At 66.5% G+C, this 21,750-nt stretch carries 22 protein-coding genes; 9 read left to right on the forward strand and 13 right to left on the reverse strand.

Annotation, left to right across the window (positions count from 1 at the left end; translation table 11 throughout):
* Positions 1–94: 94 nt before the first annotated feature.
* Positions 95–1,861, reverse strand: a complete 1,767-nt coding sequence (gene argS / locus AC1DIN_RS13985) for an arginine--tRNA ligase (protein ID WP_476810277.1) — start codon at positions 1,859–1,861, stop codon at positions 95–97.
* Positions 1,862–2,050: 189 nt separating this feature from the next.
* Positions 2,051–3,304, reverse strand: a complete 1,254-nt coding sequence (locus tag AC1DIN_RS13990; protein WP_476810231.1) for a deoxyguanosinetriphosphate triphosphohydrolase — start codon at positions 3,302–3,304, stop codon at positions 2,051–2,053.
* 86 nt (positions 3,305–3,390) lie between these two features.
* Between AC1DIN_RS13990 and AC1DIN_RS13995 the strand changes: the two genes are divergently transcribed.
* The gene (locus AC1DIN_RS13995) at positions 3,391–3,741 is read left to right on the forward strand and encodes a HesB/IscA family protein (protein WP_306223936.1); all 351 of its coding nucleotides are present in this window, start codon (positions 3,391–3,393) and stop codon (positions 3,739–3,741) included.
* A 4-nt stretch (positions 3,742–3,745) separates the two neighbouring features.
* Here AC1DIN_RS13995 and AC1DIN_RS14000 read toward each other — a convergent pair whose 3' ends face one another.
* The 3 genes from AC1DIN_RS14000 to AC1DIN_RS14010 form a co-directional block, all read right to left on the reverse strand.
* A complete protein-coding gene (locus AC1DIN_RS14000) occupies positions 3,746–4,627 on the reverse strand; it encodes an HD-GYP domain-containing protein (protein ID WP_476810232.1) in 882 nt (293 codons plus the stop codon).
* Positions 4,628–5,006: 379 nt separating this feature from the next.
* A complete protein-coding gene (locus tag AC1DIN_RS14005) occupies positions 5,007–5,621 on the reverse strand; it encodes a cold-shock protein (RefSeq protein ID WP_441470680.1) in 615 nt (204 codons plus the stop codon).
* Between the two features lie 185 nt (positions 5,622–5,806).
* Positions 5,807–6,562 (reverse strand): SIR2 family NAD-dependent protein deacylase, encoded by a 756-nt coding sequence (locus AC1DIN_RS14010; protein ID WP_476810233.1) that lies wholly within the window; start codon positions 6,560–6,562, stop codon positions 5,807–5,809.
* A gap of 107 nt (positions 6,563–6,669) precedes the next feature.
* On the opposite strand from AC1DIN_RS14010, the gene AC1DIN_RS14015 reads away from it, so the two are divergent.
* The gene (locus tag AC1DIN_RS14015; RefSeq protein ID WP_476810234.1) at positions 6,670–7,854 is read left to right on the forward strand and encodes an aminotransferase; all 1,185 of its coding nucleotides are present in this window, start codon (positions 6,670–6,672) and stop codon (positions 7,852–7,854) included.
* A 156-nt stretch (positions 7,855–8,010) separates the two neighbouring features.
* On the opposite strand, the gene AC1DIN_RS14020 is transcribed toward AC1DIN_RS14015, so the two are convergent.
* Positions 8,011–8,403: a hypothetical protein gene (locus tag AC1DIN_RS14020; RefSeq protein WP_476810235.1), complete on the reverse strand. Its 393-nt coding sequence runs from the start codon at positions 8,401–8,403 to the stop codon at positions 8,011–8,013.
* A 293-nt stretch (positions 8,404–8,696) separates the two neighbouring features.
* On the opposite strand from AC1DIN_RS14020, the gene AC1DIN_RS14025 reads away from it, so the two are divergent.
* A complete protein-coding gene (locus AC1DIN_RS14025; protein ID WP_476810236.1) occupies positions 8,697–9,671 on the forward strand; it encodes a VOC family protein in 975 nt (324 codons plus the stop codon).
* A gap of 18 nt (positions 9,672–9,689) precedes the next feature.
* Here the strand turns inward: AC1DIN_RS14025 and AC1DIN_RS14030 are convergent, their stop codons facing one another.
* Positions 9,690–11,219 (reverse strand): UxaA family hydrolase, encoded by a 1,530-nt coding sequence (locus AC1DIN_RS14030; RefSeq protein WP_476810237.1) that lies wholly within the window; start codon positions 11,217–11,219, stop codon positions 9,690–9,692.
* Positions 11,220–11,563: 344 nt separating this feature from the next.
* On the reverse strand, positions 11,564–11,866 hold the full coding sequence (locus tag AC1DIN_RS14035; protein ID WP_476810238.1) for a hypothetical protein: 303 nt from the start codon (positions 11,864–11,866) through the stop codon (positions 11,564–11,566).
* 128 nt (positions 11,867–11,994) lie between these two features.
* Here AC1DIN_RS14035 and AC1DIN_RS14040 point away from each other — a divergent pair, with 128 nt between their 5' ends.
* Positions 11,995–12,789 carry a GNAT family N-acetyltransferase gene (locus AC1DIN_RS14040; protein ID WP_476810239.1) on the forward strand — a complete coding sequence of 265 codons (795 nt, stop codon included), beginning with the start codon at positions 11,995–11,997 and terminating at the stop codon, positions 12,787–12,789.
* Positions 12,790–12,945: 156 nt separating this feature from the next.
* Here the strand turns inward: AC1DIN_RS14040 and AC1DIN_RS14045 are convergent, their stop codons facing one another.
* On the reverse strand, positions 12,946–13,293 hold the full coding sequence (locus AC1DIN_RS14045; protein ID WP_441470687.1) for a phasin family protein: 348 nt from the start codon (positions 13,291–13,293) through the stop codon (positions 12,946–12,948).
* A gap of 293 nt (positions 13,294–13,586) precedes the next feature.
* Here AC1DIN_RS14045 and AC1DIN_RS14050 point away from each other — a divergent pair, with 293 nt between their 5' ends.
* Entirely contained in the window at positions 13,587–15,251 is a 1,665-nt protein-coding gene (locus AC1DIN_RS14050; RefSeq protein WP_476810240.1) for an SPOR domain-containing protein, read from the forward strand.
* Between the two features lie 157 nt (positions 15,252–15,408).
* Here the strand turns inward: AC1DIN_RS14050 and AC1DIN_RS14055 are convergent, their stop codons facing one another.
* Positions 15,409–16,128, reverse strand: coding sequence for a DnaJ domain-containing protein (locus AC1DIN_RS14055; RefSeq protein ID WP_441470689.1), 720 nt, complete (start codon positions 16,126–16,128; stop codon positions 15,409–15,411).
* Positions 16,128–16,865 carry a VWA domain-containing protein gene (locus AC1DIN_RS14060; RefSeq protein ID WP_476810241.1) on the reverse strand — a complete coding sequence of 246 codons (738 nt, stop codon included), beginning with the start codon at positions 16,863–16,865 and terminating at the stop codon, positions 16,128–16,130. The genes AC1DIN_RS14055 and AC1DIN_RS14060 overlap by 1 nt, the downstream gene beginning before the upstream one ends.
* Before the next feature lie 248 nt (positions 16,866–17,113).
* On the opposite strand from AC1DIN_RS14060, the gene panC reads away from it, so the two are divergent.
* Together panC and AC1DIN_RS14070 are read left to right on the forward strand one after the other, a co-directional pair.
* Positions 17,114–17,962: a pantoate--beta-alanine ligase gene (gene panC, locus AC1DIN_RS14065; RefSeq protein WP_476810242.1), complete on the forward strand. Its 849-nt coding sequence runs from the start codon at positions 17,114–17,116 to the stop codon at positions 17,960–17,962.
* Between the two features lie 117 nt (positions 17,963–18,079).
* The gene (locus AC1DIN_RS14070; protein ID WP_476810243.1) at positions 18,080–19,174 is read left to right on the forward strand and encodes a linear amide C-N hydrolase; all 1,095 of its coding nucleotides are present in this window, start codon (positions 18,080–18,082) and stop codon (positions 19,172–19,174) included.
* A gap of 9 nt (positions 19,175–19,183) precedes the next feature.
* Here AC1DIN_RS14070 and AC1DIN_RS14075 read toward each other — a convergent pair whose 3' ends face one another.
* A complete protein-coding gene (locus AC1DIN_RS14075; protein ID WP_476810244.1) occupies positions 19,184–19,621 on the reverse strand; it encodes a DUF1489 family protein in 438 nt (145 codons plus the stop codon).
* Between the two features lie 65 nt (positions 19,622–19,686).
* The gene (locus tag AC1DIN_RS14080) at positions 19,687–20,043 is read right to left on the reverse strand and encodes a VOC family protein (RefSeq protein WP_476810245.1); all 357 of its coding nucleotides are present in this window, start codon (positions 20,041–20,043) and stop codon (positions 19,687–19,689) included.
* A gap of 33 nt (positions 20,044–20,076) precedes the next feature.
* Between AC1DIN_RS14080 and AC1DIN_RS14085 the strand changes: the two genes are divergently transcribed.
* Together AC1DIN_RS14085 and AC1DIN_RS14090 are read left to right on the forward strand one after the other, a co-directional pair.
* Complete coding sequence (locus AC1DIN_RS14085; protein WP_441470695.1) at positions 20,077–20,844, forward strand: SDR family NAD(P)-dependent oxidoreductase; 768 nt, start codon at positions 20,077–20,079, stop codon at positions 20,842–20,844.
* A complete protein-coding gene (locus AC1DIN_RS14090; protein ID WP_476810246.1) occupies positions 20,841–21,686 on the forward strand; it encodes an aminoglycoside phosphotransferase family protein in 846 nt (281 codons plus the stop codon). The genes AC1DIN_RS14085 and AC1DIN_RS14090 overlap by 4 nt, the downstream gene beginning before the upstream one ends.
* The last annotated feature ends 64 nt before the right edge of the window (positions 21,687–21,750 follow it).

Here is a 21,750-nt window from a genome sequence, read left to right on the forward strand (position 1 = left end):
ACGATCCATTGCAGCACAAGCTGCCTCCCCCTATGGAAAAGGCGATACCCCGTGCGGTCAACTTGACCTCGTGCGCGCCGCCGGAAAACGACCGTCAGCGCATCTCTTCCGGCGCCGCAACTCCGGCGACAGCCAGTCCGGAAGCAAGGACGCTGCGCACCGAGTGCACGAACGCCAATCTTGCCAAGGTCGACTTTCGGTCAGTTTGATTAACGAATCGTAATTGCGGCGAGTCTTTGCCCTTGTTCCACAAAGAGTGGAAGGCGCTCGCCAGTTCGTGGACGAAGAATGCCACGCGATGCGGCTCGTGAGCCGCCGCTGCTCCTTCGATGATTCGCGGATAGGCCGCGATCGCCTTGATGATCCCGACCTCGGCCTCGTCGGTCAGGATCGCGAGATCGGCCCCGGCCAGCGCCTCCGACGAGAGATCGAGATCGGGGAAAACCTCGCGCGCCTGACGGAAGATCGAGGCGCAGCGCGCATGCGCGTACTGGACGTAGAAAACGGGATTGTCCTTCGATTGCTCGACCACCTTGGCGAGGTCGAAGTCGAGCGTCGCGTCGTTCTTGCGGAAGATCATCATGAAGCGCACCGCGTCGCGGCCGACCTCGTCGATGACCTCTCGCAGCGTCACGAAATCGCCGGAGCGCTTCGACATCCGCACCTGCTCGCCATTGCGCAGCAGGCGCACGAGCTGGCAGAGCTTGACGTCGAGCGAGCCCTGCCCGCCCGTCACTGCCTTAACGGCCGCCTGCATGCGCTTGACATAGCCGCCATGGTCGGCGCCCCAGACGTCGATCATCTCGGAGAAGCCGCGGACGAACTTGGAGCGGTGATAGGCGATGTCGTTGGCGAAATAGGTGTAGCTGCCATCCGACTTCAGCAGCGGCCGGTCGACGTCGTCGCCGAACTGCGTGGCGCGGAACAGCGTTTGCTCGCGATCCTCCCAGTCCTCGTCCTTCTGGCCCTTCGGCGGCGGCAGCCGGCCTTCGTAGACAAGGTCGCGCGAGCGCAGATCCTCGATCGTCTCAGCGACGGCGTCCTTGTTCCCGTCGACATTCTGGAGCGAGCGCTCCGAGAAGAAGATCTCGTGGACGACGCCGAGCGCCGCAAGGTCGTCGCGGATCATCGCCATCATGCCGTCGATCGCCGCCTTGCGGACGAGCGGGAGCCATTCGGCCTCGGGCGTGTCCTTCAGCCCCGCGCCATGCGCTTTCGCCAGCGCCTCGCCGACCGACTTCAGATAGTCTCCGGGATAGAGCCCCTCCGGGATCGCCCCGATATCCTCGCCCAGCGCCTCGCGGTAGCGCAGGAAGGCGGAGCGGGCGAGCACGTCGACCTGCGCGCCGGCATCGTTGATGTAGTACTCGCGGGTGACGTTGTGCCCGGCGAAGGCGAGCAGGCTCGCCAGCGCATCGCCGAAGACGGCGCCGCGGCCATGGCCGACATGCATCGGCCCGGTCGGGTTGGCCGAGACGTATTCGACATTGACCCGGGGCTCGGATCTCGGCTTGCCGCGCCCATAGTCCATGCCGGCTTCGATCGCGGCCTTGAGGACCGCGGTGAACACGGCCGGCTGCAGCGTCAGGTTGATGAAGCCGGGGCCAGCGATCTCCGCCTTGACGATCTCCGGATCCTTCGACAGCTCCTCGACCAGCAGCGCGGCCAGCGCGCGCGGATTGGTGCCGGCATCCTTGGCCAGCACCATCGCGGCGTTGGTGGCGAGGTCACCATGGGCCGGATCCTTGGTCGGCTCGACCACGACGCGCGCGAGGTTGAGCCCGGCGGGAAGCGCGCCTCGCTCGGCAAGAGCCGAGAGCGCGGCATTGAGGCGGGCGGAAAAGATCTCGAACAGGTTCATCGTGGTCACATCTTGTCCGTTGAAAGCCTCTGAGCCCTCATCCCGAGGAGCAGCCGCAAGTCGCGTCTCGAAGGATGCTCAAGCTGATTCCGGGGCCTCCCGGAGCATCTTTCGAGACGCGCTTGGACGAAGCGCTCCTCAGGATGAGGGCTCATCCAGGCTCGAACATATTTGTACAGGCGCCCGGCCCTATCGCAGCGAGGGGGTGACGTCAAACAGGCGGCGGTGCTCGTCGAGCGCGTACCAATCCGTCATGCCGGCGATATAGTCGGCAATGCGGCGCATCCGGCGGTGATCGTCGAGCCCGTCGCAGCCCGCCGCCCACTCCTCCGGCATCGCAGCCGGATCGGCGCTGAAGCGGGCGAACAGCTCGCGCACCACCTGCGCCGCCTGCTCCCTGATCGGCGCGATCCGCGGGTGCCGGTACATGTTGGGGTAGAGGAATCCCTTGATGTCGCGGTCGGCAGCCTCGATCGCAGGCGAGAAGGCGACGACCGGCGCATCCGCGCGCCGGATCGCATCGGCGTCGGCAGGTGCCAGCACCGCCAGTCGCGCCTGCGCCTCCCGGATCACGTCCTCGACGAATCGGGTGATCACCCGGCGGACGAGCTCATTGGTCAGGCGCGGCCGCTCCAGCCCGGGATGCAGCCGCTCGATCTCGTCCAGCAGCTCCGCCAGGAACGGCACGGCTCGGAGTTCGGCATGGCCGAACAGCCCGGCCCGCAGGCCGTCGTCGATGTCGTGGGCGTTGTAGGCGATGTCATCGGCCAGCGCCGCCGCCTGCGCCTCGGCCGACGCATAGCTGTCGAGCCAGAGATCCTGACGCTGCTGGTAGTCGACGATCGCGACCGGGATGCCGGCCTTGGCATAACGCGCAGTCGGCCTGCCCTCTCGGTCGAGCAACGGACCGTTGTGCTTGACCAGCCCCTCCAGCGTCTCCCAACTCAGATTGAGCCCGTCGAAATCGGCATAGCGCCGCTCCAGCCGCGTCACGATCCTCAGCGTCTGTGCGTTGTGGTCGAAGCCGCCGAAGGCCGCCATGCACTCTTCCAGCGCGTCCTCGCCGGTATGGCCGAAGGGCGTGTGGCCGAGGTCATGTGCCAGCGCCAGCGCCTCGGCCAGGTCCTCGTCGAGGCCGAGCGCGCGTGCCAAGGCGCGGGCGATCTGCGCCACCTCGATCGTGTGGGTCAGTCGGGTGCGATAGTGATCGCCTTCGTGCGAGACGAAGACCTGCGTCTTGTGCTTCAGGCGGCGGAAGGCGGTCGAATGGATGATGCGGTCTCGGTCGCGCTGGAACTCGCCGCGCGTCGCCGAGGCGGGCTCACCGATAAGGCGCCCGCGGCTGGTGCTGGAGCGGCAGGCATAAGGCGCGCGCCAGCGCTCTCCCGGCTCGATACCGGGCGGCGAGGAGAAGCCGGAAGGCGGGCTCTGTGGATGCGGCATGGCTGCCCCGTCACGGCCCCGTGCTTGTAGAGGCGCTGCCGGGCCATTACCTTTCCCGGCAACCAAGGTGCAAGGAGCATCTGACCATGTCGACCGATCTTGCGGTCAATCCGCGCGGCATTGCGGTGACTGCAAACGCAGCGAAACGAATTCTCTCGGTAATGGCAAACGAGCCGCCGGGCTCGATGCTGCGCGTCAGTGTCGCCGGCGGCGGCTGTTCGGGCTTTCAGTACATCTTCGATGTCGACCGGGAGAAGGCGCCCGACGATCTCGTCATCGAGCGCGACGGCGCCACCGTCCTGATCGACGAAACATCGCTCGATCTGCTGGAGGGCTGCACCATCGATTTCGTCGACGACCTGATCGGCCAGTCCTTCCGCATCACCAACCCGAACGCAACGAGCTCCTGCGGCTGCGGGACGTCCTTCGCCGTCTAGCGCACTAGCCGACACTCCCGGAGCGACGTGTGGGTGCCGTGCGCGTCTCGACACGCCGCCCGAGCCGCGCGGTGGATGCCGCGACGATCACCTCTCCAAAGACGCGGACCAGATCCAGGTCGAGCTTGCTCTCCATGCCGATAAGGATGGCATAGGCCTCCTCGGGCGGCATCGGCGCTCTGTAAGGTCGCCGTTCGATCAGCGCCGCGTAGATGTCGCAGATCGTGATCATGCGGACAGGATCGGAGATCTGTTTTCCACTCAAGCCCTGCGGATAGCCTGATCCGTCGAGGTATTCGTGGTGAGAGAGCACCGCAGCGAGAACCGTCTGTGCGAACCCGCCTTGAGCCACGAGCATGTCGTATCCGATCTGCGGATGTTGCCAGATGATCTTGCGCTCTTGCGCCGTTAGTTTGCCGGGCTTGCGCAGAATATCGAGCGGAATCCGTGCCTTGCCGATATCGTGCAGCACGGCCGCGCCGGTGATCAGCCGCCGATCGGCTTCGCCGAATCCGAGACGATGAGCGAAAGCGGCCACCAGCCCCGAGACGAGCAGGCAATGCTGATAGGTGGCGTCATCGTGCTGCCAGACGAGATCGAGCCACGCGTCGAGATCCCCGCCTTCGGCCGCCCGGTTGAGAGCCTCGACACTGCCGTTGATCGCCGCAATCGGTATATGCCCATCGCTCGCGGCCGCGTCGAGCAGATCGCCGAGCGCTGCCGAGGCTGCGATGAAACGGCGCTGAATCCCGGCGCCGGCGCTCGTCGGAGCGGCCGAGCCGAGCAAATTGCCGACCTTGTCCAGAAGAACGGACCGAGGCGTATCGACGGGCAGGACCTCGCGCGCGCCGAGTGCATGGGCCTGCGTCTGGGAACGCGGCGACATGTCTCTCAGCAAGAAAAGGCAGGGCGCTCCCGCGTGTCGATAGAGCGCCAGCACGGTGCGCGCCGTCTCGATGGCGCCCCGGCCCGACAGATCGAGATCGACGACGAGCAGCCGTCCGCGCTCCCTGGCGGAGCTAACCTCGTCCGGACCGGTTGCCGAACATGCTCCCCAAAGCGAGAGCGTGCGCTGTAGCGACTGGCGCCGGCCTTCGTGATCGCTGACGAGAACGAGAATGGGGAGGCCTCCCGAGAAGGCCTCATCATAACCGTGCCGATTGAGGAAGCGTAAAAGCGGACTGCCGGCTTAAGCCGATAGCCGGCGAAGTCCCCAGCAACAGGTCGGCTACACCCACGGTTGCGCTGTCATGCTTAGCGGTTCGTCAATGCGAAACGGCAGCGCCGCCCTGCTCCAGCCGGACCTCGGCGGCCATCAGCCCCTTCGGTCCGGGTCCGTAGCGCACCAGTACGGTCTGTCCCGGGATCAGCTCGACGAGGCCATAGCGCCGCAGCGTCTCCATATGCACGAAGATGTCGGGCGCGCCTTCGCCCTTCGAGACGAAGCCGAAGCCCCGCAACCGGTTGAACCATTTCACCACCATGCGCTCGAGTCCGCTGGTCGGCGTCACGGCGACGTTGGTGCGCGCCATCGGCATCTCGGAGGGATGGCGCCCGGAGGAGGTGTCGATCGAAAGAACCCGCACAGCCTGGCGCCCACGGTTCTTCTCGACCGCTTCGAGCACAATGCGAGCGCCTTCCGCTATCGTATTGAAACCATCGCGCTTCAGAATGGTGACGTGCAGGAGTATATCGGTACCGCCCGCCTCGGGAACGACGAAGCCGTAACCCTTCGAGACATCGAACCATTTGACGTAGCCGGCGATCTCGACCGGAACCTCGGAAGCGTGACCGCTTGGTCCATCGAGCCGCATGACGCGGTTGAGTGACTGGATGGGACCCATCGGTGGCCGCCCGCTCTCACCGAATTCGTCGGACATGTGCCGCTCACCCCCACGCACAACGCTTGATTCGTGTTGCCACGATAGCATCGCTGCGGATTCGGTATACAGCCCGCAAATGGTCGTCCACATCATCCGCGGGCTCCGGTGTTGCCGAAATAGCCCGCTCATGCTCGCGCCGCTGTCGGGCCGGCCTCCGACCGCACGGGTCACACCCCTTCGGCTCAGGAGGCGAGCCGCCGCAACGCAACTCCGCTCTCCGCGCGGATGACGAGATCGGCGATCGGGTCGAGCTCCGTCGGCTCGCGGTTGAGGATGACGAGCTTGGCGCCCTGCCGCTTCGCGATCACCGGCAGCGTTGCCGCCGGGTAGACGACCAGCGAAGACCCCACGACGAGGAAGAGGTCGCATTCCAGCGTGAGCGCCTGCGCCCGCATCATCGCCTCCTGCGGCATCGCCTGGCCGAACGAGATCGTCGCCGACTTCACCGGCCCCGTGCACATCATGCAACTCGGCGGCTCGCCGCTCGCCTCGAAGGCCGGGCGGATCGCCGCCAGTTCATGCCGCCAGCCGCAGGTGAGGCAGGTGGCGTAGGTGCCGTTGCCGTGCAGCTCGATCACCTGATCGGCCGGCACGCCGGAGGCCTGGTGCAGCCCGTCAATATTCTGCGTCAAGATGGCCGGGGAGCGCCGGTCCGCCACCAGCCGCGCCAGTGCCCGGTGGCCGACATTGGGCCTAGCCTCGCGATAATGGTCGTCCATCGCGAATTTGCGGCGCCAGGCCTCGATGCGCGCTTCGCGGCTCTGCACGAAGGCCTCGAACGGGATCGGCTTGTTGACCATCCAGGGCGAACCGGGCGAGCGGAAATCCGGCACGCCCGACTCCGTCGAAATTCCCGCGCCGGTGAAGCTGAGAATGCTGTCCGCCCGGTCGAGCATGGCATGGAGCTCGGCGATTGCGTCCTCGGTCTCGTCCTGCATGGGGGCCGCCCGCTCGGTTGAATGGAAGCCTTGCAGATATGGACCGCGCTTGCGACGCTTCCAAGGCGATTGACGGAACGGGGCGCACGCCGCAAACCAGTCGGATCATGCCGACGACCGCACCCGCCTCGTTCAATCCCGATCTCATCGACACCGGGACCCCGCCAATCCCCGAGGCGCAGGGTTGGGCGCGGGCTTATGACGGACGCTTCGGCCCGCTGATCGACCTGTCGCAGGCAGTCCCCGGCTCGCCGCCGCCTCAGGCGCTGCTCGACAAGCTTGCCGAAGCCGCCGCCAATCCTGCCGCCACGCGCTATGGCGGCATTACCGGCGACGCCGGGCTGCGCGAAACCTATGCGGCGGAGATTTCGCGCGTCTACGGCGCGTCCTTCGCCCCCGGCGAAATCGCCGTCACCTCGGGCTGCAACCAGGCCTATGTCGTCACGATGATGGCGCTCGCCCGCGCGGGCGACAACGTGCTGCTGCCGACGCCCTGGTACTTCAACCACGAGATGACGCTGACCATGGTCGGCGTCGAGGCCCGCCCGCTACCCTGCGCGCCGGAGGCCGGATTCGTGCCGAACGCCCAGACGGCCGACGCGCTGATCGACGATCACACCCGCGCGATCGTACTGGTCACACCCAACAACCCCACCGGCGCGGTCTACCCGCCCGAGACGATCGCCGCCTTCGCCGCGCTCTGCGCCCGGCGCGGCATCTGGCTCGTGCTCGACGAGACCTATCGCGACTTCCTGCCGGCGACAGTTGCCAAGCCGCATGAGGTCTTCGCCACAAGCGGCTGGCAGGATTCCGTGATCGGCCTCTACAGCTTCTCCAAGGCCTATGCCGTTCCTGGCTGGCGGCTCGGCGCCATCACAGCCGGCGACCCCGCCCTCGCCCAGATCAGCAAGGTGCTCGACTGCGTCCAGATCAGCCCGGTTCGGGCCGGACAGACTGCCGTCACCTGGGGCATCGACGGTATCCGCGACTGGCGCGAGCGCAACCGCGCCGAGATCAACAACCGTGCCGCACTGTTCCGTCAGGCGATGGCGCCGCTGAACGACTGGCGCGTGCTCTCGGCAGGCGCCTATTTCGCCTATGTCGCCCACCCCTTCGAAGGCACCCCGGCGGCCGATGTGGTGCGCCGGCTGGTCGAGGAGCGCGGCGTGCTCGCCCTGCCCGGCCCCTATTTCGGTCCCGGGCAGGAGAACCATCTGCGCATCGCCATCGCCAATGTCGCGGCCGAGCGGATCGGCCTGCTCGGCGACCGGCTCAAGGGTTTCTCGATCTGAGAGGTTTTCCGAGAGCGTCGCTGAACCGTCATGCTCGCCCTCGTGGCGAGCATCCACGTCTTGGACACCGCTATTGACGATGGAAGACGTGGATGGTCGGGGCAAGCCCGACCATGACGCGAGAGTCGGCCGGAGCCTCCGGACAGGAAGTCGCTTCTACCGGAAAAGCGCCCGAAAGCGATCGCGATAGGCGAAGACAAGCAGCAGTCCCAGCACCGTCATGATGAGCGCGACGGGGATGCCCTGCGGGTTCAGCACGAGGTGGAAGAACACGATCACCGTCATGATAGGTGCAAGCAGCACGAGGCCGAAAGCCGGCGCCAGGTTGAGCAGCAGGCTCAGCCCCCCGGCGAGGTTCACCACCTTGACCATCGGCCAGATGAAGCCCGAGTTCTGAAGCGCCGCCTCGAAGGCCAGCCCGCGTTCGCTCGTCGGCGGATGAATGAGATTGGTCCCGGTCGCCAGCCACCAGAAGCCGTCGACGGCGCTGACGAGGAAAAGCAGCCCGAGCAGAACACGCGGGATCGTAACGAGAAACACGGTCTTCATGATGTCCCCAACCGATGACAGAGAAGCCGGCCCGCCTCGACGGCCGCGCCGGCCCGGTTCTTGGTCGCGGCCGGGACCGATCCGGTTCAGAGCGCGGCGAGAATTGGGAGCGTAGGCTTTCCGTCCCCAAGACTAACCTGAAAACGAGACTTGCCCGAAAACGAGGCCTCCCCGACGGCGTGACTTGCCCGAAAAGCCGGCCCGGCGACATCCGCCCACGCGCTTGTGAGGTGCACGCCGCCAGATTTCATGGCCTTGAAGCGCATCCAGCCACTGCGCAAAGCCTCCCAACGATGAACAGCGCCCTCGCCCGCCGCACCTTGCTTCAACTCGCCGGAGCCTCGTCGCTCACAGCCGCCGCCTCCTTCGCCGCCCGGGCCGAGGGCGGGCCGGTCTCAGCGCCGGCAGCGGGGCCTGGCTTCGCCAGCAAGACGCCGATCCGGGTGGGCGCCGCGGCGCTCAAGGTGCGCGATGTCGAGCGTGTAACCAGCTACTACCGCGACGTCATCGGTCTGTCCGTGCTGGCGCGCGGCGCCGCCTCCGTCACCCTCGGCACCAGCGAAGGCGCCCTGCTCACGCTGGAGCCGCGGCCGGACGCGGCGCTGGAGCCTCCCACCTCCGCCGGGCTATTCCACATCGCTTTCCTGATGCCGAGCCGGCGGGATCTGGCGCGCTGGCTCGTCCATGTCGCGCGCGATCGCACGCCGCTGACGGGCTTCGCCGACCATAGCGTCAGCGAGGCCGTCTACCTCAACGATCCCGAAGGCAACGGCATCGAGGTCTATGCCGACCGCCCTGCCGAAGGCTGGCGTTGGGACAACGGTCGCATCGTCATGGGCACGCATCGGCTCGACGTCGACGACATCCTGTCGCTGACCGACACGAGCGCGAGCGACTACATCAGGGCGCCGGAGGGGCTGCGCATCGGGCACATCCACCTGCGTGTCGGCGATGTCGATGCGGGCGACCGCTTCTATCGCGATCTGCTCGGTCTGGCGCCGACGAGCCGGCGCGATACCGCGAGCTTCCTGTCCTCGGGCGGCTACCACCATCATCTGGCGCTGAACACCTGGAACAGCGCCGGCGCCGGGCGGCGCGACGACGGCAGCACCGGTCTCGCCTGGTTCTCGCTGATGACGGAAAAGCCGGAGCTTATGGCCGCTCAGGCCGACCGCTTCGCGGCGGCCGGCATCGCGACGACGCCGCTGTCCGGCGGGTTCGAGAGCCTCGACCCCTGGGGCACGCGCGTCAGGCTGCTGCAGGGCTGAGCGAGCCCCGCCCGGCCCTCACATCGTCGCGCCGATCTGCCAGGGCACGAACTCGGCATCGCCATAACCGAGCTGTTCGGACTTGGTCTTCTCGCCCGAGGCGACCTTGAGCAGCTTCTCGAAGATCTCGCGGCCCTTCTGCTCCAGCGAGACGCCGTCGAGCACATCGCCGCAATTGATGTCCATGTCGTCGATCATCTTCTCGTAGATCGGCGTGTTGGTCGCGAGCTTCATCGAGGGCGTCGGCTTGCAGCCATAGGCCGATCCGCGGCCGGTGGTGAAGGCGAGGATGTTGGCGCCGCCGGCCACCTGCCCCGTGGCTGCGACGGGATCGTAGCCGGGCGTGTCCATGTAGACGAAGCCCTTCTCCGTCACCGGCTCGGCATAGTGATAGACCGCCGAGAGCGTCCTGGTGCCGCCCTTGGCCGCCGCGCCCAGCGACTTCTCCAGGATGGTGGTGAGCCCGCCCGCCTTGTTCCCCGGCGAGGGGTTGTTGTTCATGCTCATGCGGGCGCGCTCGGTATAATCCTCCCACCACTTGATGATCCCGACGAGCTTTTCGCCGACCTCGCGCGTCGCGGCACGGCGCGTCAGCAGATGCTCGGCGCCATAGATCTCGGGAGTCTCGGAGAGGATCGCCGTGCCGCCATGCTCGACGAGAATATCGACGGCGGCCCCTAGTGCCGGATTGGCGGTGATGCCGGAATAACCGTCCGAGCCGCCGCACTGCAGCGCAAGCATCAGCTCGGAGGCCGGCACCGTCTCGCGCACCGCCCTGTTGGCGATCGGCAGCATCGTCTTCAGCGCGTCGATGCCGGCGGCGACGGCCTTCTTCGTCCCCCCCGTCTCCTGGATCGTCAGCGTGCGGAAGACGTCGCTTTCGCTGATGCCATAGGCTTCCTTCATGCGACTGATCTGGAAGCCCTCGCAGCCGAGGCCGACGACCAGCACCGCCGCCATGTTCGGGTTGCAGGCATAGCCCCAGGTGGTGCGCTTCAGCACCTCGAAGCTCTCGCCATTATAGTCGATGCCGCAGCCCGTGCCGTGGGTGAGCGCGATCACGCCGTCGACATTCGGATAGTCGTCGAGCAGGCCCGAACGCTTCACCTCCTCGGCCATGAAGCGCGCCGCCGAGGCCGAGCAGTTCACCGAGGTCAGGATGCCGACATAGTTGCGCGTGCCGGCCTTGCCGTTGGCGCGGCGGAAGCCCTCGAAGGTCGCCTGCTGCTCGATCGGTAGCACGAATTCGGGCTTCGCCTCCGCAGCGAAGGCGTAGTCGCGATCGAAGGCGTGGAAGCCGGTATTGTGCTCGTGCACCCATTCGCCGGGCACGATATCGGCTGTTGCGAAGCCGATGATCTGGCCGAACTTGCGGATCGGCTGGTCCTTGGCGATCGGGGCGATCGCCATCTTGTGCCCGCGCGGGATGCGCTTCAGCGCCTCAACGCCCGCCGCCGTCACGCCGGCATCGACCGGGTCGACGGCGACGACGACGTTGTCGGCGGCGTTGAGCTTGAGCGTGCGGGGCGGCACTGATTTGTCGAGCATGGCGAGAACCGAAACCTCCGGCACCGCGACGGCGGCGCACACTCCTAGAAATGCGCCCAACCGGCCGCGTTTTCAATCGGTTCAAAAGAGGAAACGGCCATGCGCCGTCGTGATGATGCGGAAAGCTGTCGGCTTAGCGTTGTAGGTCGGCTTCCGACCCGTTGCCGACGTTTCGAGCGTCCACTTATGGGGGCCGACGCTGGCGCTTCCAAATCCCCTCGACATCTCATCCGCTGCGTGGTKATTTTGCGTAACGCAAGCCGATCAACCAGTGCAGGGATATCTACGGAGCCCCTCGTCAGTTCGTCGGCCGCCGGCCAGCGCGCCTCCCGCCGCCGGGCCCACTAACTCAGGTTGTTGCCCCAGATCATGACCGACAGCGAGAAGGTGATGAGGCCGATGACCGCCAAGATGAACGCGCGACGTCGGATCCCTGCATCGCTGTGGTTCAAGCCGGTTAGCAGCGTTGCAACCGACCAGAGGCCCGTGAATGCCAGCAGCATCAGGGTGTAGACTAGGCCGGAGAGGTCATAACCGCCCCCTCCGATCGATGGATATTCCGAAGAGCCGTGGCTGAGGCTCCAAACCAGCACGCCCACGACCACCGCGAAGCCGGCAATCCACGCGTAGAATGCCCTGTCTTTCAATTAGTCCTCCTCAGCCATCCGACGGCCCGAAAGTGGATCGAGCCCTTTCGCTTGGTCCGATCTCAACCGGTTGCGGACACTCGATATCTGAGTTTCAATTCGGCTTCGACACCCTGGCCGGAAGTTAAATGGCGGAATACGCACTTGCTCGTACCGAATTAATCGGCGATCTGGAACGAGAGCCTTTGCGCAATGCGGTCCTGCTGAAACAGCTCGCCGCTTTCCCTGAGTACACCACCGGTTATCGCGCCACGAATTACGCTGGAGCAGCTGCCCATCTCGTGGTCCTGGATACGCAGGCAAGCTCCTATGACCGGGAGACATATCCTACGGCAGCCAGGGTTGCGCTCATCAGCAGCAATGACGCTGCAATGACCACACGGGTGATCGGCGTCATGCCACGGGATCAGGCGATCGTTTTCAAGCTCGCAAGCGCCGTTGATCGTGAGGTGATCGCGTCGCGCTTTCCAATCGAACGCAAGGCCGCCTTCCAATCGTTTACTGCGGGCTCCGAATTCGCGCGCGACGGAAGTGTCCGTGTGGGCGACGAACTCCAAGATTTGGCGACCGACTTGCTGGAGACCCAAGGACATTCCCGCGGCTGGCTGCTGCCTCTGCTCCGCTCCGGCAGGGCATTCGTCTGCCACCTTGATATCGGTGGCGAGCTTGCCTCGGTGTGCATAGCCTTCGAAAGCTATGGCCGTGTTTGGGAGGTTGGAGGTGTTGTCACTCCAGAACCATTTCGCGGTCGCGGTCTCGCTGGGCGGGTTGTGCGCAGCGCGATGGCGGTGCTGACCGAATGCGGACTCATCGCTCGATATCAGGTAAATAGCGGCAATCACGCGTCACTTTCGGTGGCCCGCAAGATCGGGCTCAAGCGCTTCCTCACGCTTGAGCACCACCTATACGATCCATGCCGATAAAATTCGCGTGCCGTCTCCTAGCGACCGACCCTCAACGGACATTCGGACACGAGGAGCCACACGACCCAAAGAAAAACCCCAGCCTTGGGGGCCGGGGCTCTCAAACGCAACTCGAACTCTCTCGAGATCAGGCTGCCTTGCGGCAGCCTGCCGGCATCACGCCTTCGGAGCGGTCGGGACAGCCTTCGCAACGATGCCCTCGAACGGCTTGTAGGCGTCCTTGGCGAGAGCGGTGTAGAGCTCGCCCATCTTGGTGAGCTGGGCGACCGCGCCCTCGAAAGAGGTCTTGATGTAGTCGGCCTGGATCTCCAGGGCCTTGTCGAAGGTCTTCACGCCGGCGAGCTTCTCGAGCGTGGCGGTGCCAGCCTCGAAGGACTTCTTGGCGTAATCAGTCGCCTCGACGGCGATCGTCTGGACGCTCTTGGAGGTAACACCGAAAGCCTTCAGGGCCGCATCGACGTTCTCTTTGGAGGCCTTCTGGATGGTCTCAAACTGCTGGATCATGGGTCGTCTCTCCTGGCACCCCGGGTGCCGCCTCAGAGTGAATGGGCCAGAGCGGCCGTCGTGTCGCCCCAAGGTCGTATGAAGAGTTCACCACCGGGACTGCCTGCATATTGTGCATTGCAACATGAAAGTCAATAGGACGCTGCAATGCACCAAACGCAGATCGTTCCGGTCGCAACCGTTCAAGTTTTAACGGCTCCGTAACCGCATCCTCCTAATCTCGCCCTACTGTGTCCTGCGTGCCACGAAAAATGAGCGCGGGACGGGAACGACAGTGAGTTCGAGGCGAGTTCATGGTTCTGGGTTGCGTTGTGTTTCAGCGGCCGCGTCTGCGGGCCGTTGTCGGGCTGATCGGCATCGCCGCAGTCGCGGCCACGATGGCCTCCTCCCCGGCCGAGGCGCGCAAGCGCCGGCATCATGCTGCAGGCGGCGGCTACACGCCGCCCTACGCGGCGATGGTCGTCGATGCCAGGACCGGCCGCACGCTGCACGCGGTCAACGAGGATGCCGCGCGCATCCCGGCGTCGCTGACCAAGGTCATGACGCTCTACATGCTGTTCGAGCAGATGGAGCGCGGCCGCTTCTCGATGGATTCCGAGCTCAAGGTCTCGTCCTATGCCGCCTCGCAGCCGCCGACCAAGCTCGGCCTGCGCCCCGGCTCGACCATCGCGGTCGAGGACGTGATCAAGAGCATGATCACGCTCTCGGCCAACGACTCCTCCGTCGTCGTCGCCGAGAACATCGCCGGCTCCGAGGAAGCTTTCGCCGAGCAGATGACGCGCAAGGCGCGTTCGCTCGGCATGAGCTCGACGCGGTTCTACAACCCGCACGGCCTGCCGCATTCGCCGCCGAACCTGACGACCGCGCGCGACCTCACCATCCTCGCTCGCGCCATTCAGGAGCGCTTCCCGAAATACTACCCGCTGTTCTCGACGCGGGCCTTCCAGTACGGCAGCCGCACCATCCGCGGCCATAACCGCCTGCTCGGCAAGGTCGAGGGCGTCGACGGCATCAAGACCGGCTATACCCGCGCATCCGGTTTCAACCTGATGACCTCGGCCAAGTCGGACGGCCGGCACGTCGTCTCCGTCGTGCTCGGCGGCCGCTCCGGCGCCTCGCGCGACAAGATCATGACCGATCTCGTGCTGGCCAACCTGCCGCGCGCCGCGACCAGCGGCCGCTCGTCGGTGATGGTCGCCGAGGCGCCCGAGCCCGAGGAGCGTCCGCGCTTCGAGGAGCGCCCGCGCGCCGCGGCCGTCCAGCAGGTCGCCGCCGAGCCGGCGCCGATCCCGGTTCCGCGCCCCCGCCAGCAGACCGAAGAGCAGCAGCCGCTGCCGGCCGCCGCACGCGCCTATGCCCCGATGCCGACGACGACGCCGATCGCCCCGCCGCGCCCGGTCGCCATGGGCGCCCAGCCGGTGCAGCTCTCCGGCATGCGCCCGGTCACCGCGACCACGACGCCGTCCGCCATGCGCTGGTCGATCGGCGCCCAGCCGGCCGACGCCAAGGTTCTGCGCCCGCCGGCGAATGTCGACGTCACCTCTTCGATCACCAAGGCGCCGGAGCCCGTCGCCGAGCCGGTGAAGGTCGCCGAGGCCAAGGCCGAGATGCCTGCCGCCAGCGTGGCCCGCAAGGCAGACACTGTCCCGGCGAAAGCGCAGGCTCCCGAGCCGGCCCCCGCCATGTCACACCAGGCGGCCGTCGTCGCCTCCGGCAAATGGGTGATCCAGCTCGGTGCGACCGATGACGAGGGCAAGGCCAAGGAGATCCTGGCCCGCGCCCGTGCCAAGGCTTCCGGCTCGCTCGCCAGCGCCTCGCCCTTCACCGAGAAGGTCGAGAAGGGCGGCTCCACCCTCTTCCGCGCCCGCTTCGCCGGCTTCGACGATCCCAAGGACGCGCAGAACGCATGCGCGCAGCTGAAGCGCGGCGGCTTCTCCTGCTTCGCCACCCGCAGCTGAGCATCGGACTCAAAAGTGGAATCCGGTTTTCGGGAGAATCCGATGCGCAATCGCAAAGACAGATCGCCGAACTTGCGTCCGTCAGGACGCAAGGCGAGCTGACCGGCCAGGGAAAGGAGTTCACGCCATGTCGCAGACGCACTCCCCTCACCCCTCGCTATCGCTGCTTCACAAGGACGTCCTTGGCCTGGTTGACGCGAGCGGCAAGGCCGCTGGTGCCCCCGGCATCCGGGTGGATGCGCTTCATCAAAGCCCGGTGGGCTTCGCGGACCGCCTCCTCGCTCGCCCCCGGCTGAAGCCCCAGGATCTCGTAGGCCTCCTGCTGCGTCATCGCGCCCGCGCCCGGCGCGCCGCGCTGCCCCGCGTCGCGATCACGCTGAGCGTCTTCACGCCAGCCGGGCGACCGGCGGTCGAGATATGCCTCTAGCAGGCGTGCTCCATCGGGATCGCGCGCCAGGCATTCACGCATCAGCGCGCTGAGTTCGCTCATCGTCAGGCCGTCGAGCGCGCGCCCCGCATAGGTGCCCGCCCTGACGCTGCCGGTCATCGCGCCGCTGTCGTGGTCGAGCTCCATCTCCAGCAGCGTCGAGCCGACCTTCGATGTCGTGCCCGCCGTMGGCCCGGACCTGTCGGCCCAGGGAAAGCGGATGCCACCCGGCCCGGTCGCGCTCCAGCCGAGCAGCCAGGCGCCGACGCCGCCGAGGAAGATCGCCATATCCATCCGGCCGCGCACGATCAGCAGCCCGGCTACGCCGAGCGAGGCGACGCCGCCGACCGTCTTCATCACCCGCGCCAGCGCCTTCGGATTGGTCCCGGCGAAGAGCTTCGCCAGCCACCACACCAGGATCAGGACGGCGACGCCGTAGAGCAAACCCACTAGCGCCCTCCGTCCATGGCGGCGATCAGCCCCTTCACCGCCGGGCTCGATCCGGCGAGCCGCAACATCGCCTCCCGGCCGCCGGCAGCATAAGCAGCCGCACCGCGCAGGAGTTCCAGCAGCGAGGCCGGCGCGTCGACGTCGAAGCGCGCATGGGCGCCACCGGTCAGCCGCGCGATCGTCGCGAAGGCCGCGCTCGCGGCGGGATCGAACCCCTCCTGGAAAACGAAGCCGCGGATGCCGCGCAGGCCGAGCTCTCCTGCCAGCGTCGCCAGCGCATCGACATCCTCTTCCATTGCGTCGCCGACAAAGACGAAAGCGCGCACCGGCACCTTTGCAGCCTCGTCACGGACATGGCGGAGAACGCGGGCGATCTGTGTCTGCCCGCCCTCGCAAGCAATCCTGCGCATCAACCCGGTCAGCCGCTCGGGCTCGCCGACCCATCCCGATGCCCGGCATTCGCCGATGCCCCGGAAATAGACGAGCTGGACGGCCAGCCCGCCGCTCTGTCCGGTGACCTCGAACATCCGCGCCTGCAGCGAACAGGCGAGATCCCAGCTCGGCTGGCGGCTCATCGTGGCGTCGAGCGCGAAGACCAGCCGTCCGGCCTGGCCCGTTGCCAGCGGCGCCAGCCGCTTCGCCGCTCCGAGGAAGCGGTCGATTTCCCCTGGCTGCGAATGCCCTGTCGGCGTGGTCGCGGCGGCCTTGCCGACAGCGCGATCGTTCTTCTCGTTCATCAACCCATCGATCCGACGGAATCGTTCCGTTCGTTCTGATATTGGCCATCGCCACCGCATTTGCTACCCGTCCCGGACGGAGGTCGGCCTGTTCCTCTCAGCCCTCATCCTGAGGAGCGGACGAAGTCCGCGTCTCGAAGGATGCTTCAGATGGTTCCGGAACCTCCTGGAGCATCCTTCGAGACGCCGCGACGCGGCTCCTCAGGATGAGGGCTGCGAAGATCGACGCAGACGAGAAAGAGAAGTCCATGGCTGGGATCACGGTATTCGAGACGGTCGCCGCGATGCGCGAAGCCGTCGCCGGCTGGCACACGACCGGCGAAAAGGTCGCGCTGGTGCCGACCATGGGCGCGCTGCATGAGGGCCATATCGCGCTGGTCACCGAAGGCCAGCGGCACGCAAGGCGGGTCATCGTCTCGATCTTCGTCAACCCGACTCAGTTCGCGCCGCACGAGGATTTCAAGAAGTACCCGCGCACCTTCGACGACGACTGCGCCAAGCTGCTCGCGGCCGGCGCGGATGCCGTCTTCTTCCCTTCGGTCGACGAGATGTATCCGGCGGGCTTCGCCACCCGGGTGCTGTTGCTGGGTCCGGCCGCCGTCGGCCTCGAAGACCGCTTCCGCCCGACGCATTTCGAGGGCGTCGCGACGGTCTGCTGCAAGCTCTTCACCCAGTCGCGCGCCGATTGCGCGATCTTCGGCGAGAAGGACTATCAGCAGCTCAAGGTCGTCACCCGCATGGCTGTTGATCTCGACCTCGGCATCGCCGTCGTGCCGCTGACGACGATCCGCGAGGCGGACGGCCTCGCCATGTCCTCGCGCAACCGCTATCTCTCGGCCGAACATCGGGCGCTCGCACCGGTCCTCCACCGCGTGATGCAGGAGCTCGCCACCCGCATCCGCAACCGCGACGAACTGTTCAAGGCGGTCGCCGACGCGCAGAACGCGATCATCACCGCCGGCTTCGAGCTCGATTATCTGGAAGCACGCCACGCCGAGACACTCGCGCCGATCACCTCGCTCGCCGACGGCCCGATCCGCCTGCTGCTGGCCGCCCGTATCGGCAGCACGCGCCTGATCGACAACATCCCGGTCTGAACGCCGCCGCGACCATGATTGCGGCGTTAAACGGAAACGCTACGCTGGCAGGGCTCGGGAAACCGTCGGGCCAGCCGTCGGCATCCTGAAAACGCCCGAGCCAGAGGAGAGCGGTGGATGATCCATGCATCGGGGAGCGCGGCGCGCGGCCGAAACACTTTCCTGCGCCGGGGCGCCGGCATCGTTCTCGCTTGCGCGCTGCTCGCCGACACGGCTGCCCAGGCCTGCACCCGCTTCGTCTATTTCGGAGCGAATGGCAGGGTCGTGACCGCGCGCTCGATGGACTGGAAGAGCGACATCGCCACCAATCTCTGGATTCTGCCGCGCGGCGTCGAGCGTACCGGCGAGACTGGCGCGAACACCGCGCGCTGGACGGCGAAGTACGGCAGCGTGATCGCCTCGGCTTACGACATCTCCAGCAGCGACGGCGTCAACGAGGCCGGGCTCTCGGCCAATCTGCTTTGGCTGGTCGAGTCCGAGTATCCCAAGTTCGAAGCCGGCTCGAAGCCGGGGCTGAGCATTTCCCTCTGGGCGCAATATGTCCTCGACAACTTCGCCACGGTGAGCGAGGCCGTCGCCGCACTGCGTGAGGAGCCCTTCACCATCATCACGGACGCGATGCCGGGCGAGGACCGCCTCGCCACCGTGCATCTTTCGCTTTCGGATTCGAGCGGTGACAGCGCCATCATCGAATATGTCGGCGGTAAGCAGGTCATCCATCATGACCGCGCCTATCAGGTGATGACCAACTCACCGATCTTCGAGAAGCAGCTCGCGCTCGCCGAGTACTGGAAGCAGATCGGCGGCACCGTGATGCTGCCGGGCACCAACCGGGCTTCCGACCGCTTCGTCCGCGCCGCCTTCTATGCCAACGCCATCCCGAAGGACCCCGACCCGAACCGGGCCGTCGCCAGCGTTTTCAGCGTCATCCGCAATGTCTCGGTGCCCTACGGGCTGACGACGCCCGACCAGCCGAACATTTCGTCGACGCGCTGGCGCACCGTCTTCGACCATGCCCGCAAGCTGTATTTCTTCGAGTCCGCGCTGACGCCGAACACCTTCTGGGTGGACCTCAAGAAGATCGACTTCTCCACTGCGGGCGGCACCCGCAAGCTCGATCTCGGCAAGGATCAGGACCACACCTATTCCGGCGATGCGACCGGCAGCTTCGTCCCGGCCAAGCCCTTCGCCTTTCTCGGCCTGAAGGGTTGAGCCCGTCGCTTACAGAAGCCCGAGCCCAGCGAGCTCTCGCCGCAGCTCCTCCGGCATCTCGCCGAGATCGCCGCCATGCTCGGAGAGATCGCGCGGCGCGTCCTTGGGCTGGAGATAGCGCCAGCCCTGGAACGGGCGGAACGGGCGTGGCTCGACCGGAACCACCACGGGCTCCATGACGAGATGGCAGCGGCCGATGCCGTCGGCGTCCGTGAAGGGCCGGATATCGGTCAGGCGCTGACGCGCCGAAATCTGGCCCTTGATCACCCAGTAGAGCGAGCCGCCATCGAGGATTTCCTCGACCTTCTTCGGCACCATGCGTGTGGTGTGCAATTGTTCGGCCGGCTCGCCACGGGCACGCCGCTGCGCCTGGCGTTCGGCGATCCACTCTTCGAGGTCGCCGATCGATTCCGCGCCGACGCAGAGCTTGAGCAGGTGAAGGGACATGGCCGGCAAAATAGGCCTCGAAGCGCCCGCCGACCAGTCTCCCCGGCCCTTCTCCACAGATCGCCTCAGCCGCGATGCGCCAGCACATTGACGAGCCGTCCGAACGGGTCACGCAGGAAGAACCGCCTGACACCCCAGGGCTCGTCAACCGGCCCGTACTCAATCGGCAAGCCAGCCGCCTCGACCCTGGCGAACACCGCATCGAGATCATCGACCTCGATCGACAGGTCCGGCACCGGCGCACCCGAGCCGCCCTCGCTGGCGAAGCTGAGCTGCGGCCGGGCCGCGTCGCCATCGGCGGCATAGGTCTGGATCCAGCCGTGGTCCATGACCGGGTGCATGTCAAAAATGCCCCCGTAGAAGGGTTTTGCCAGCCCCGGTTCGGCGGCTAGCATGTTCGCTACGATACGCTTCACCGTCATGCTCTTTTCCTCGACAGGCTACGGACGATCATCATGCGCGGACTCACAGGCAAGGCCATCCTCGTCACCGGCTCCTCAACCGGCATAGGCTATGCCATGGCCGAGCGCCTGATCGCCGAAGGCGCGAAGGTGCTGATCCACGGCCGCGACCGGGCCGATGTCGACGCGGCGGTCGCCCGTCTCGGCACTGCCGCCAGCGGCATCACCGGCGACCTCGCCGAGCCTGCCACGGCACAGGCGATCGTCGATGCCACGGTCGGCGCCTTCGGCCGCATCGACGGGCTCGTCAACAATGCGGGCATCTATCCGCGCGGCATCCTCGGCGAGACCACCGCCGCCTTCTTCGACCATATGTTCGCGATCAACACCCGTGCGCCGCTGCTCTGCGCCGAGGCGGCGATCGGCGCCTTCCGGGCCCAGAAATCGCCGGGCGCCATCGTCACCGTCGGCTCGATCAACGCCTATTGCGGACTGTCGAACCTGACCGTCTATTCGATGTCGAAGGGAGCGCTGATGACGATGACGCGCAACCTCGCCAACACGCTCGGCCCCGAGCGAATCCGCGCCAACCAACTCAATGTCGGCTGGACCTGGACCGCCAACGAGGACGCGACGCAGCAGCGCGAAGGCCAGCCGCTAGGCTGGCAGAACCATGTCCCGCTCCGCCATGCGCCGACCGGCCGCATCATGCAGCCCGAGGAGATCGCCGCGCACACCGCCTTCTGGCTCTCCGACGACAGCGCACCCGTTTCCGGCCAGATCTACGAGGCCGAGCAGTTCCCGATCATCGGCCGCGGATGAACGAGATTTCTCCAAGGCCGTTCGAGCCCTGGCTCTCGCGCTGGAGCCTTGTCCCGGACGGCGCGCCGATCGCGACGCGCGCCAGCCACCTGCTGCCCGTCCTGCGGCACGGCGCGCCCGCCATGCTCAAGTTGCCCGAGGCCGAGGACGAGCGGCGTGGCTACCTGCCGCTGGTATACTGGAACGGCGACGGCGCCGCCCGCCTGCTCGCCCGCAGCGAGAATGGCGAGGCGATGCTGATCGAGCGTGCCACCGGTCGGCGTTCGCTGGCCGCCATGGCCCGCAGCGGCGCGCAAGGCGACGACGAGGCGACGGCCATCCTCTGCGACGCGATCGCCGCCCTGCACAAGCCGCGCGGCCCGGCCCCCTGCGGGCTGATCCCGCTCGAAACCTGGTTCAAGGATCTCTTTCCGATGGCGGACGAACGCGGAGGCCTCCTCGCCCGCTCGGCCGCGGTTGCGAACGAACTCCTCGCCGCCCAGCGCGAGGTCATGCCGCTGCACGCCGACCTGCATCATGACAACGTCCTCGATTTCGAGGAGCGCGGCTGGCGCGCCATCGACCCGAAATCCGTGATCGGCGACCGTGCCTTCGAATACACCATCCTGTTCTGCGACCCAGACCTTGCCGATCCACAGCCGCCCGTCGCGGTCGCGCCGGGCGCTTTCGAGCGGCGGCTGGAGATCGTGCTGGCAAAATCAGGGCTGGAGCGAGGGCGCCTGCTGAAATGGATCGTCGCCTGGTGCGGTCTCTCGGCCGCCTGGTTCATGGGCGACGACGATCCGCTGGCGGAGATCAATTTGACGATCCTGGCGAAGGCCGCCTCAGCGCTGGACGCTTAGCGCGTCGTCATGCTCGCCCTTGTGGCGAGCATCCACGTCTTGAGCGTGGCCCTCGACCAGCGAA

It is taken from the genome of Allobosea sp. 05T438, assembly GCF_056396025.1.